The following is a 13546-nucleotide window of genomic DNA, read 5'->3' as shown; positions in this document are numbered from 1 at the left end:
GAGGTGCCAAGCCCCTGACCTGCCCCCCGAAACTTCCCTCAGTTTAATGTAGAGTTTGCTCAAGCTTTGAAGGAGCAAACAAATGCGACAGAGCCGATTTACCGAAGCCCAAATAATCGGGATGATCAAAGAACAGGAAGCTGGGATGCCGACGGCAGAGGTGTGTCGTAGGCATGGCCTGAGCCCGGCGTCGTTTTACAAGCTCAAAGCCAAGTATGGGGGCATGAACGTGTCAGACACCCACCGGCTTAAATCGCTGGAAGATGAGAACGCGAAGCTGAAGCGTCTGCTGGCCGATACGATGCTCGATAACGTTGTTCTGAAGGATTTGCTGGGAAAGAGCTGACGACACCGAATGTGCGACGGGCTGTAGCACGCAAGGCGATGCGGGATCATGATATCTCGCAACGTCGTGCGTGCAGGCTGGTCGGTGTCGATCCCAAGACCGTTCGGCGCGACAAGCCGCCGGATAATCCTGAAGTTCGCGAAGAGATGAAAGCGATTGCCAGCAAACGGCGTCGGTTCGGCTATCGCCGGATTGGCGTGCTGTTGGAACGCAAAGGCATGATTATGAACCACAAGAAGCTGTATCGTCTCTACACCGAGGAAAAGCCGGGTGTCAGGCGGCGCAGAGGCCGTAAACGTGCGCGTGGATCGCGGACACCTATGCCTGTGGCTTTGCGACCAGGCGAGCGTTGGTCGTTGGATTTTGTGTCTGATACGTTCGGCGCATCCGCTGCCCGGCAGTGGTTTGTTTACAAACCATGAGAGGGGCGCAAGTTCCGCATGCTGGCAGTGAATGACGACTGCTGCCGTGAGAACCTGTGCCTGATGGCCGATACCAGCATCTCAGGTGCGAGGGTGGCACGCGAGTTAGATGCGCTTGTGCGCATTTATGGGAAGCCTGCCTGTATCGTCAGTGATAACGGCACAGAGTTCACCAGTCGTGCGATCCTGAAGTGGGCTGGCGATAACGATGTTGATTGGCATTATATCGATCCGGGCAAACCGCAGCAGAATGCCTTCATCGAAAGCTTCAACGGCAGTCTGCGCGACGAGCTGCTCAACGAGGAGATCTTCGACACCTTGGATGATGCTCGCCGCAAGCTGGCTCTCTGGCGATACGATTACAACAACGTCAGACCGCACTCATCACTCGGAAACCAAGCACCTGCTGAAGCGCGCCGTGCGCTTGAGCAATTTGAGGGCACCGCACACGACGCGCTTGCCCAAAATGACGATGAAGAATATGAAATCCAAACCCGCAAACTCTCACTATGAATGAGGGAGACTCGGGGGGCAGGTCACAGGTGGTGACCGCGAGATGGTCGACGTTCTGTCCTTGGTGCTCCACCATGACGAACAGGCCGTGCTTTGCGCGGTGGAAATGGCGCTGGATGCGGGCGTACCAACAAAAACCCATGTCTTGAACCTACTTCACAGGCTGGTGGATGGCGCACCGATAGACCAGCCCGATGTGACCCCGCCTGCGGCCCTTTCTTTGAATAAGGAGCCCGAGGCCAATGTCGCACGATATGACGGGCTACGCACTACAGGAGGAACACGTCATGCGTCATGATCCCGCAGGCGCTGCCATCGTCATTATGATGCGCAGCCTGAAGATGCCGGGCATGGCACAGGCCGTGCAGGACCTGCATGAGCAGGGATCGCCCGCTTTCGATGCAGCGATCCCCATGTTGTCGCAGCTGCTTAAGGCCGAAATAGCTGAACGTGAGGTGCGTTCCATCGCCTACCACATGAAGGCAGCACGCTTTCCGGCATACAAAGACATCTCTGGCTTCGACTTTAGCGCCAGCGAAGTCCGTGAAGCTTTGGTCCGTCAACTTCATCGATGCGAGTTCATGGAGGCGGCTGAGAATGTAGTGCTGATCGGAGGCCCTGGAACGGGAAAATCGCATGTCGCTACCGCCCTCGGCATTCAAGCAATCGAGCATCATCGCAAGCGTGTGCGCTTCTTCTCCACGGTCGAGTTGGTCAATGCGTTGGAGCAGGAAAAGGCCCAAGGCAAGGCAGGAAAGATCGCCGAGGCGCTGGTGAAAGCCGATTTGGTGATCTTGGATGAGCTGGGATATTTGCCGTTCAGCGCTTCGGGTGGCGCGCTGCTGTTCCACCTTCTGAGTAAACTCTACGAGCGCACCAGCGTCGTTATCACAACCAACCTGAGCTTTAGCGAATGGGCCAGCGTGTTCGGTGATGCCAAGATGACCACCGCGCTCCTCGACCGCCTCACACATCGTTGCCACATTCTCGAGACCGGCAATGACAGCTATCGGTTCAAGGCCAGCTCGGCGACAGCCAAACAAAAACGAAAGGAGAAAGCGGCATTGACGCCATCATAAAGCAAAGAACATAACAACTGGGTGGGTCAAGTCTCAGTGACAATGCCGGGTCAGTTATCAGTGACAATCAACAACTACGCGGCAAACTGTTGGAGATGCTGAACGCAGCAATGCCCGCTGGTGATGCGGGCGTTGGTGAGAGAGAAAGTTCGCTGAAGTTGGTTGCGGGAGTAGGATTTGAACCTACGACCTTCAGGTTATGAGCCTGACGAGCTACCGGGCTGCTCCATCCCGCGCCGGGGGCCAATGATTGTGTATTGGCTTTAGTTTTTATTGTCATCGTTGAGAGATACGTAGAGGTTTTGCTAGGTTTGGCGGTGACCTACTCTCCCACGTCTTAAGACGCAGTACCATTGGCGCAGTAGCACTTAACTGCCGAGTTCGGGATGGGATCGGGTGTTTTGCTTACGCTATGACCACCAAACCGAGTAAAACCTCTATGTCCAAGTCAGTACGACTGATTGTATGTGTATGCTTTTGTCCTAGTAAGAAGTCTTTCTTCTACTGGATCAAATCAAGCCTATCGAGCAATTAGTACCAGTCAACTGAACGTATTACTACGCTTACATCTCTGGCCTATCGACGAGATGGTCTATCTCGGCTCTCAGGGATACCTTGTTTTGAGGGGGGCTTCCCGCTTAGATGCCTTCAGCGGTTATCCTGTCCGATCATAGCTACCCAGCACTGCTATTGGCATAACAACTGGTCCACCAGTGGATCGTTCACCCCGGTCCTCTCGTACTAGGGGCAACTCCTCTCAAGTATCCTACACCCACGGAAGATAGGGACCGAACTGTCTCACGACGTTCTAAACCCAGCTCACGTACCTCTTTAAACGGCGAACAGCCGTACCCTTGGGACCTGCTCCAGCCCCAGGATGAGATGAGCCGACATCGAGGTGCCAAACACTGCCGTCGATATGGACTCTTGGGCAGTATCAGCCTGTTATCCCCGGCGTACCTTTTATCCGTTGAGCGATGGCCCTCCCACTTGGGACCACCGGATCACTATGGCCGTCTTTCGACTCTGCTCGACTTGTCAGTCTCGCAGTCAGGCTGGCTTCTGCCATTGCACTCAACGAGCGATTTCCGACCGCTCTGAGCCAACCTTCGCGCGCCTCCGTTACGATTTAGGAGGCGACCGCCCCAGTCAAACTACCCACCACACAGGGTCCCGGATCCGGATAACGGACCGCGGTTAGACATCAAGCAGAACAAGGGTGGTATCTCAAGGGAGGCTCCACGTAAACTGGCGTTCACGCTTCAAAGCCCACCACCTATCCTGCACATGTTCGGCCTAATGCCAGTGTGAAGTTGTAGTAAAGGTGCACGGGGTCTTTCCGTCTAACCGCGGGTAACCGGCATCTTGACCGGTAATTCAATTTCGCTGAGTCTATGTTGGAGACAGCGGGGAAGTCGTTACGCCATTCGTGCAGGTCGGAACTTACCCGACAAGGAATTTCGCTACCTTAGGACCGTTATAGTTACGGCCGCCGTTTACCTGGGCTTCAATTCAGAGCTCTCACTCCTCCTTTTAACCTTCAGGCACCGGGCAGGCGTCAGACCCTATACGTCGTCTTACGACTTCGCAGAGCCCTGTGTTTTTAATAAACAGTCGCCACCCCCTGGTTTGTGCCCCCCACCTCTTGTTGCCTAGAAACCGGGCCTCCTTCTCGCGAACTTACGGAGGTATTTTGCCGAGTTCCTTCAACATAGTTCTCTCAAGCGCCTTGGTATTCTCTACCTATCCACCTGTGTCGGTTTAGGGTACGATCTAGCGATGGAGCTATTTCCAGGGACCTCTAAGCAGCCCATTCAATCCGATAAGGATGAACTACCCTCGAGATCCGTCACTTCCATCTGGCCCAGGAATATTAACCTGGTTCCCATCGACTACGCCTTTCGGCCTCGCCTTAGGGGTCGGCTTACCCTGCTCAGATTAGCTTTAAGCAGGAACCCTTGGATTTTCGGCGAGAGTGTCTCTCACACTCTTTGTCGCTACTCATGTCATCATTCTCACTAGTGATCTCTCCACCGGATCGCTCACGCGCCGGCTTCACAGAAAGCTCCGCGTCTCCAATACCCCGAAGGGCTAAGGAGACATGGAACTATGTCACACTACGCTCTGCTACCATGCAATTAATGCATCCTAAGCTTCGGCTCATGGCTTGAGCCCCGTTACATCTTCGCCGCAAGACAACTTATTTAGACCAGTGAGCTGTTACGCTATCTTTAAAGGATGGCTGCTTCTAAGCCAACCTCCTGGTTGTTTTGGTCGTCTCACCTGCTTTCCCACTTAGCCATGAATTAGGGGCCTTAGCTGTAGGTCAGGGTTGTTTCCCTCTTCACAACGGACGTTAGCATCCGCTGTGTGTCTGCCATCTAGTACTCCTCGGTATTCGGAGTTTGGTTAGGATCAGTAAGCCTGTGGGGCCCCATTACCCATCCAGTGCTCTACCCCCGAGGGTATTCGGATGACGCTCTACCTAAATAGATTTCGCAGAGAACCAGCTATCTCCGAGTTTGATTGGCCTTTCACCCCTAGGCACAGCTCATCCCGATCCTTTTCAACGGATGTGGGTTCGGTCCTCCAATAAGTGTTACCTTATCTTCAACCTGGCCATGCCTAGATCACTCGGTTTCGGGTCTGATCCCACAAACTCAACGCCCTATTAAGACTCGCTTTCGCTACGCCTACACCTAACGGCTTAAGCTTGCTTGTGAGACCAAGTCGATGACCCATTATACAAAAGGTACGCTGTCAGGACGTAAAGTCCCTCCAACTGATTGTAGGCGTTCGGTTTCAGGTACTGTTTCACTCCCCTCGTCGGGGTGCTTTTCACCTTTCCCTCACGGTACTGGTTCACTATCGGTCAGTAAGGAGTACTTAGCCTTCGAAGGTGGTCCTCCGATCTTCAGACAGAATTTCACGTGTTCCGCCCTACTTAATACGTCCAATCATGCTTCTTATACGGGACTATCACCCACTTTGGTTGCGCATTCCAACGCATTCTAACCACACTCATGGCTCGGCTGGTCCCCGTTCGCTCGCCGCTACTAGGGGAGTATCAATTGATTTCCTTTCCTCCGGGTACTTAGATGTTTCAGTTCCCCGGGTTTGCTTTTTATAAACCTATGTATTCAGTCTATAAATACCTGGTTTACCTCATTATTAGCTGCTCCGAAGAGCAGTAATAACAAAGTATCAGGTGGGTTGCCCCATTCAGAAATCCATGGATCAAAGCTTATTCTCAGCTCCCCATGGCTTATCGCAGAGTATCACGTCTTTCATCGCCTCTTACTGCCAAGGCATTCACCAAACGCCCTTTTCGCGCTTGATTTGATCCAGAAAAAGAAAGACCGATTTAATGTCCTACCGCCTATTCGGCTACTTGAGGACAATTTAGACCCTCAAACGGCCGGTAGAGTGCAGGACGTCAGTCCAACGCGGGAGACAGAAGCTGGTAAGAAACTGTCTTCCCTTATTCCAGATCAAAAGCATACTTTTACCCGCCCACTCTCTAAGAGTGGACAGCGAGCAGTGCATCTAGCCTACCTTCCGTGCAGGAAGCAGGCGTCACTACTCTGGTTAGTGTACTTGACTTGGACAACACGTCACTTTCGATCGCGATACGTTCAAAAGACCGAGGAAACAGTCAAGTAAACGCCGGCCCCATAAGGAGCAGCAACCGAGATCACCACCTAACGCGGTGCGATCAGATCGTGTTGTTTGTTACTTCAAGATTACTCTTAAAGTAACTGTATCTCTCTTTACGATGTCAATGTGCTGAACTTCCGAAGAAGCATCAGCGCGTCTGTAGAACAGACGTTCAAACATTCAATGAATGCTTGAAGATGTGTTCTGCATACTGCGTGTGATGGTGGAGCCTAGGAGGATCGAACTCCTGACCTCCTGAATGCAAATCAGGCGCTCTCCCAGCTGAGCTAAGGCCCCATCAAACCCTTGCGGGATACTGGTGGGTCGAGGAGGACTTGAACCTCCGACCTCACGCTTATCAGGCGTGCGCTCTAACCACCTGAGCTACCGACCCAGCGTAGTTCGCTTTGCGAACTGCGCGTCGCCCTGGCAGGCTCTTTTGACTTCAAAAGATGCCGAGAAGGGCCAGCGTCAGGCGTGTTACTTTGGGCGCTTTAGGCAACCCTACCCCTCTCGGGACACCGCTGCGCGGTACCCTGTCGGGGCGACGCTCATCCGCTGCGCGGATAAGCTTGCTGAAGAGATATGAGGACGGCTCGGTCCGAAAGGTCATCTTGCGATGCCTTGAATATGGTCAGTTTTGTTTACTGACCTGCTAAGTGTTTCACGAGATTAGCAAGCTAATCTGACTAGAAACATCCTTAGAAAGGAGGTGATCCAGCCGCAGGTTCCCCTACGGCTACCTTGTTACGACTTCACCCCAGTCGCTGATCCTACCGTGGCCGCCTGCCCCCCGAAGGTTAGCGCAGCGTCGTCGGGTAGAACCAACTCCCATGGTGTGACGGGCGGTGTGTACAAGGCCCGGGAACGTATTCACCGCGTCATGCTGTTACGCGATTACTAGCGATTCCGACTTCATGGGGTCGAGTTGCAGACCCCAATCCGAACTGAGACAGCTTTTTGGGATTAACCCATTGTCACTGCCATTGTAGCACGTGTGTAGCCCAACCCGTAAGGGCCATGAGGACTTGACGTCATCCACACCTTCCTCCCGCTTATCACGGGCAGTTTCCTTAGAGTGCCCAGCCGAACTGCTGGCAACTAAGGATGTGGGTTGCGCTCGTTGCCGGACTTAACCGAACATCTCACGACACGAGCTGACGACAGCCATGCAGCACCTGTCACTGCGTCACCGAAGTGAACGCTCGATCTCTCGAGTTAGCACAGGATGTCAAGGGTTGGTAAGGTTCTGCGCGTTGCTTCGAATTAAACCACATGCTCCACCGCTTGTGCGGGCCCCCGTCAATTCCTTTGAGTTTTAATCTTGCGACCGTACTCCCCAGGCGGAATGCTTAATCCGTTAGGTGTGTCACCGAACAGTATACTGCCCGACGACTGGCATTCATCGTTTACGGTGTGGACTACCAGGGTATCTAATCCTGTTTGCTCCCCACACTTTCGTACCTCAGCGTCAGTATCGAGCCAGTGAGCCGCCTTCGCCACTGGTGTTCCTCCAAATATCTACGAATTTCACCTCTACACTTGGAATTCCACTCACCTCTCTCGAACTCTAGACTGATAGTTTTGGAGGCAGTTCCAGGGTTGAGCCCTGGGATTTCACCCCCAACTTTCCAATCCGCCTACGTACGCTTTACGCCCAGTAATTCCGAACAACGCTAACCCCCTCCGTATTACCGCGGCTGCTGGCACGGAGTTAGCCGGGGTTTCTTTACCAGGTACTGTCATTATCATCCCTGGCGAAAGTGCTTTACGATCCTAAGACCTTCATCACACACGCGGCATGGCTAGATCAGGCTTGCGCCCATTGTCTAAGATTCCCCACTGCTGCCTCCCGTAGGAGTCTGGGCCGTGTCTCAGTCCCAGTGTTGCTGATCATCCTCTAAAACCAGCTATAGATCGTAGACTTGGTAGGCCATTACCCCACCAACTATCTAATCTAACGCGGGCCAATCCTTTCCCGATAAATCTTTCCCCCGAAGGGCTTATACGGTATTACTCTCAGTTTCCCGAGGCTATTCCGTAGAAAAGGGTATGTTCCCACGCGTTACTAACCCGTCCGCCGCTCACCCGAAGGTGCGCTCGACTTGCATGTGTTAGGCCTGCCGCCAGCGTTCGTTCTGAGCCAGGATCAAACTCTCAAGTTGAAACGCATTACTGCGTATCCTTGACGTCGAACCTCTGCACATCAAACCTGCATCACTTACTGAATGATACAGGCGTTTTCTCCGTTTGAAGTGCTTAAAGTTACCAAAGTAACGACAAGCCGTCCAAACAGTGAAGCTGACACCGAATAATCGCTAAGCACCTAAGTGCGTCGCTATCGGCGCGATATACAGACGTTGATCCATCGAATGAACCAAACCGCCCACATATCTCTTCAGATATCTATCAATTTCAAAGAGCGTCGAGACAAAAGAAACCAAGATGCGCCGTAAACCTTTCAGCGCGCCCCGCCTCAATTACCTCAGAATTTCTCCGCTACGTAAGACCCGAACCGTAACCCGTCATCCCCGTCTAGCGCCCCGTGTCTGCATGTCTGCGTCTCCGGTAAGGGGCGTTCTAAGGTTTGTTCCAAATACCCGCAACCCCTTTTTTCGGATTTTATCCTTTTCGTCAAAAAACCTTCACAAACGCCTGTTTTATTGGCCTTTTGAGCGTCGAGAAATAGCAGCACCCTGACCCCTCGGGGCATCTCCCTCCGCTTATACGGCGCTGTGCGCGTCGCGACGCAACCACAGGTAGGTAATTGCGGTGGAATCGCCGACTCGCGGGCCGGAAAATCGCGAATCCATATCGGACGTTACAGCCGGTGTACGGTTACATCTGTTCCACAGGCTTCTTGCGCCAGATCGACAACATGCTGGTGGTGGGTGAGATAGATTGCCTGCCCGCGTTTCCCCACCCGTTGCATCAAGCGGCATGCCGCGCGTGTGCGTTCTTCGTCGAAGGTTTCAAACACATCATCACAGAAGAACGGCAGCACGGTTCCGGTCGACGCCATTTGCTCGTAGGCCGCCGCGCGCAGGGCAAGGTAAAGCTGGAACCGCGTCCCCTTGGACATTGCGGCGGCTTCCTTAGACACCCCATCCTCTGCCCGTACGGCCATTAACACGTCCCCCTGCGCGCCAGGCTGTGTAGTTAGTGTATTGTATGCCCCCTGGGTCAGATCGCTGAATGCCTGTTCGGTCGAGGCCAGCATCGTGCTGCGGTGGGTGTCGCGATACCGGCGGATGGCATCCTCGGCCAGAGTATGGCCAAAGCGCCCCGTTAGATAGCGCAGCATTACGGCCTGCATCTGTTCTTCGATCGTGCGCTTTTGCGAGGTGAGCGCTGCGATATCACCATCCCCCCCAACCGCATCCAGCGCCGCTTGCGCCCGTGCGCGCGCAGCAATCGCGCTGTCGAGCTCTGCTTCAAGTGTCGACAGGTCTTCGCACAGCTCGGCAAGCTCCACTTGCGCGCGTGCGAGCGGCGCGGCAGCGAGTAGCTCCTGCGCCTGCTCCCCTGCATCAACCCCCAGGATCGAGAGCAGACGGGTGCGCAAATCCGCACTTTGCTGGCGCAGGGTAATTGCCTGTTGCGCGGTCGCCGTGGCCTGGCGCAACGCATCAAGAGTAGAGGTGTCTATCTGGTCATCAAACGCACGGGCCAGAAGTTGCACCTGATCGTCGAGCACGGCAATCTCGCGCAGCGCCTCAGCCGCGGCTTCCTCGGCCACGGCAAGGCGCGCGTCTAGATCGCTGCGACGCGCTTGGGCCTGACGGGCGCGTTCCACCGCGGTTTGCAAAGCGGCGTAACGCGCCAAGGGCTGCACGTGCGCGTCTGCCCCACCATCCAGTGCATCCAACTGTGCGATGAAACCGGCGCGATCCTGCTTGATGCCCGCAATCTGACGCCGGACACCTGCCATGCGGGCGTCGACCTCTCGGATACTGCGTAGGCCGGTCAGCCCGTTCCACATGTCTATGCCAGTCTGCAGCGCCGGAAGATGCGTCGCGACGGCATCGCGCCACTGGTCACGCGCCTCGGCCACGGCCGTGCGTGCCTTGTCCGCTGCGGCTGCTCGGCGATCCCGCTCTGCCGTGGCCTGCCGCAATGTGGCCTGTGCGAGCTTTTGGGCATTCTGATGTTCGCGCGATGCCGCGATCTGGGTTTTGGCCATGAGCACGACGGTCCGCAAAGGCGCATCCCCTGCCTCCAACCGTGCCGCCAGATCGTCGCGCAACTGTTCTGCCGCGCACAATAGCTCTGCGTGGGCCTGTTCAGATGTCTTTAAGGTTTCGGCTGCAGTTTGCGCCGCCTCTGCGTCGCGCACCCATTCGACAAAATCCTCGGCGGAAAGGGTTTCGGGCAGGCCAAGTACATCGAGGTGGGACCGCAGTTCACCCGTCACCTTATCAAACGCCGCCTCGGTCTCGGTACGTTTAGTCTGGGCCCTGTCATGATCCTGCCGCGCCTCGATCAACTGTCGTTCCGCCTGCCGCATTTCCGCCAGCGATTGGCTTTGCCCGGCGCGTAATGCAGTCTGCGCGTCATCCGCCCGCATGGCCGCCTCGAACGCAGAGGCAGAGGCCATGTCCAACACATCTTTATGCAGCGCCCATAAATCATCTCGGGTTTGTCGCCCTTTGGCGGCGGCATCATCGCTGATCAAGTCTGGGGCCGATGCGGCCATCGCATGTTTTGTCTCGGCAGCCGCAAGACGATCGGCTGCCGTGGTTTCCGCCTGCACGGCCGCACGCAGGGCAAGTCGCGCTTCGCCATGGGCCTGCATCAATCCCTGAGCGCGCCGGCTGCTGAGCGGAAGTGCCGGAACCGCGTCAAACGCCACATTTTGCCGCGCCAACCCGCGCAAGGCTGTGGCAACGCCCTGACGATCCGCCGCGAGCCGGCGCAGGGCGTCATTATACCGACTGACCAGATCCTCCGCTTCGGCCTGTATGAACAAGCGTTCGACGTCCGTGTCGACGGCGGTCTCTTCTTCGGTATCGCGCAGGGCCCGTGCCGCGTCTTCGTATTTGTCGCGCGCGACCTCTGCCTCCGCCTTTGTGGTTTGCAGATGCTTCTGCGCATCATCCAGAGTGACGCGCGCCTGTTCAAGCGTCGCAAGGGAGGGATCGCTTAGAATGAACCGTGCAAGCGCGCCATCGGCGGGCAACCCCAGAGCATCAAGCCGCGCCCGCATGTCAGCAATGTCCTGCATCAACTGTGCTTCGCGTTTGGGCAGGTCGGATTGCCCTGCCTCTACCTGACTTTTCCTGAAGGCAAGCGCATCAACATCAGCCCCCCGCGTCAAATCATCCGCGTTGACGGCGACCTCGTCTCGCGTGGCCCGCAAGGCGTGCACCTCGGCGACGGACCGTTCCCTTTCGGCAACAAGTGCGATCCGTTTCGTCATCATTTTAATCAAGTCTTCGCTGTCGAACTCCAGCGTCATGGGATAATGCGCGATAGGGGTAAGCTGCGCCTCTAGCGTTTTCCATTCTGTCGCCAATGGATGCGCATCAAGTATAGCCTCCAGCCGCGTTTTCTGAACGGAAAGCTCGGACTTGGCGGCGCGCAGACGCTGCTCTTCGGTTTGGGTGGCGTCCCGCGCAAGACGCAACTCGCGAAACGCGGCGGCGCTGACGTCATGATCCTTGATCTGCTGGACCAGTTCCGCATGTGCAGCCTTCAGCGCCGCAAACTCTGATTTTGTACCGCCTTTTAGATAAAGGTCACGATTGCCCTGCTCTACCCGCCCCAAGACCTGCGACAGATCGCTGATACCCGCCGCAGCAGAGAACAGCAGCTTCCCGGTATCCCCCTCGCTTTTGGTAATCTCTTCGCCGCCGGCTTCGATTGTTTCATCGTCGAGACACAGCAGACTTTGGTATTCCTTTTGCGACACACCGCGCAGCGCCCCAGACAGCAAAGCATCCGGCACAGGTTGGCCCGCCCCATCCACCAGATTGCCCGAGCGCTTGGGCAACCGGGACAGCTGGTGGATCTGCCCGTCAATATCGACGGTACCGCTGACGCGCAGGTTCGCGCGGGGGTGCTTGAAGGCATAGGGTTCACGCGCGGCAAAACCGTAAAGCAGCCGCAGATACCCCTCCATCAGGGTGGTCTTGCCCGCTTCATTGCGGCCAAAGACGATATGAAAGTCCGATCCGCTTGCGGGGCGCGCGCCGAAATCCAGCACGCGGTCGGTAAAGTGACCGAAACGGTCCAGCGCAAGCTGCTGCAGCCGCATCATTCGCCCGCCCCTCGCATCTGCGCGGCCATGGACAACACCGCCTCATCTGTCAGCTGCCGTAACAATGCCTCTTGCGTCTCTGCATCCGGTGCGAGGGCGCGGCGCTGATCGGCAGGCAACAGGCCAAGGATCTGGCTCAACTCTTGCTGCAACCTGTCCTGTGTGCCGGGCTCCTGGGCGATGTCAGTCATCAACTGCTGCACCTCGGCCACGGCGCCATCCACCGCATCCTCACATACAGCCGTCACATCCACCGACATCTTCTCTATCCAAAGATCGCCGATGCTTTCCGCGATTTCGTCGGCTTGGGCGCGCCAAACATCCGCCAACTGGCGTATCTGCCACGCCAGCGCTGTTTGCCCCGTCATCCGCAACCGCAAGATCGCCGCCCCCTGCCCGGCCTGTGCCTGCAACACCGACCGCAGTTTGCCGCGCAGATCTTCGTCAGTCTCCGCCCCCGTCACATCGCAATCACAGCGGCGAAATTCCACGACCGAGGTCGCCACTTCGGAAACCGAGATCTTGCCATCCTCGATCGTCAGCAGGCTTGCAGACTTTGGCCCCGCCTCCCCGATATCGCGCCCTTGCGGCATGCCCGGCATCACGATCCAGGGGGCTTCGCTGTGCACGGCGCGTTTGTGAACATGCCCCAATGCCCAATAATCAAACCCGGCCCCAGCCAATTCGCCGACCGACACAGGCGCATAAAGATCATGCCCCTCGGCGCCCGCGAGAGATGTATGCATCATCGCGATATTAACAGCCCCCTGCTCTGGCGCGGTATACTTCGGCAGCAGGCTTTCCGGCGCGTGACGGTCGCGAAAGCTAACGCCATGAATATAGACGGGGTGGCCGGCCAGTTGTACTTTCTCGCCCCGCCCGTCGAACACATGCACGTTCGGCGGCAGGTCGATTTCCCCCGCGATGGGGTTTTCCGCGTCGTGGTTCCCCTTAATATAGAACACCCGCACGTCAGCCTGCGCCAAACGATGCATCTGCGCGGCGAGATACGCGGCGGTTTTCGCGCTACGTTCTTGCCCGTCATAAAGATCGCCCGATATCAGAAAGGCGCTAACCCTCTCGTCAATGCAATATTGCACCATCGTCTCAAGCGCTTGCCGGCTGGCGCCGCGCACCTGCGCGGCCAGACGGTCATCCTTCATCGCCAAACTACGAAGCGGTGAATCGAGGTGAAGATCGGCAGTGTGCAGAATACGAAGGGTCACGGACAGAGGCCACCTTGTTCACGGAAAACGCTGCGGTCTTTGTC

Annotated in this window: 3 protein-coding genes, 3 tRNA genes, 3 rRNA genes and 2 pseudogenes; 3 read left to right on the top strand and 8 right to left on the bottom strand. The window is 56.2% G+C overall.

The window, feature by feature from the left end; all coding sequences use genetic code 11:
• Positions 1-82 precede the first annotated feature (82 nt).
• From GLP43_RS02875 to istB, 3 genes and pseudogenes are all read left to right on the top strand, one after another.
• Positions 83-1281: pseudogene (locus GLP43_RS02875) on the top strand (IS3 family transposase).
• Positions 1282-1306: 25 nt separating this feature from the next.
• Positions 1307-1579: pseudogene (locus GLP43_RS02870) on the top strand (IS21 family transposase); the annotation flags it as partial.
• The gene (gene istB, locus GLP43_RS02865; RefSeq protein WP_237278124.1) at positions 1569-2360 is read left to right on the top strand and encodes an IS21-like element helper ATPase IstB; all 792 of its coding nucleotides are present in this window, start codon (positions 1569-1571) and stop codon (positions 2358-2360) included. The pseudogene GLP43_RS02870 and the gene istB, both read left to right, overlap by 11 nt.
• A 159-nt stretch (positions 2361-2519) precedes the next feature.
• Here the strand turns inward: istB and GLP43_RS02860 are convergent.
• The 8 genes from GLP43_RS02860 to GLP43_RS02825 all read right to left on the bottom strand — a co-directional run bounded on the left by GLP43_RS02860 (position 2520) and on the right by GLP43_RS02825 (position 13487).
• Positions 2520-2596, bottom strand: a tRNA-Met gene (locus GLP43_RS02860).
• Between the two features lie 73 nt (positions 2597-2669).
• Positions 2670-2784 (bottom strand): 5S ribosomal RNA (gene rrf / locus GLP43_RS02855).
• A gap of 86 nt (positions 2785-2870) precedes the next feature.
• Positions 2871-5700 (bottom strand): 23S ribosomal RNA (locus tag GLP43_RS02850).
• A 538-nt stretch (positions 5701-6238) separates the two neighbouring features.
• Positions 6239-6314, bottom strand: a tRNA-Ala gene (locus GLP43_RS02845).
• Between the two features lie 20 nt (positions 6315-6334).
• Positions 6335-6411: transfer RNA gene (locus GLP43_RS02840), tRNA-Ile, on the bottom strand.
• A 311-nt stretch (positions 6412-6722) separates the two neighbouring features.
• Positions 6723-8182 (bottom strand): 16S ribosomal RNA (locus tag GLP43_RS02835).
• The 16S, 23S and 5S rRNA genes sit together here with 3 tRNA genes alongside, the layout of an rRNA operon.
• Positions 8183-8838: 656 nt before the next feature.
• Positions 8839-12276: an ATP-binding protein gene (locus GLP43_RS02830; protein WP_237278123.1), complete on the bottom strand. Its 3438-nt coding sequence runs from the start codon at positions 12274-12276 to the stop codon at positions 8839-8841.
• Positions 12273-13487 carry a metallophosphoesterase family protein gene (locus GLP43_RS02825; protein WP_443069471.1) on the bottom strand — a complete coding sequence of 405 codons (1215 nt, stop codon included), beginning with the start codon at positions 13485-13487 and terminating at the stop codon, positions 12273-12275. Before GLP43_RS02825 ends, GLP43_RS02830 begins: the two co-directional genes overlap by 4 nt.
• Positions 13488-13546 lie beyond the last annotated feature (59 nt).

Origin of the sequence: Sulfitobacter sp. M39 (genome assembly GCF_021735935.1) — a bacterium.
Lineage (GTDB): Bacteria > Pseudomonadota > Alphaproteobacteria > Rhodobacterales > Rhodobacteraceae > Sulfitobacter.
The sequence above is the reverse complement of the archived record's forward strand: the minus strand, read 5'-3'. Positions and strand labels throughout refer to the sequence as shown.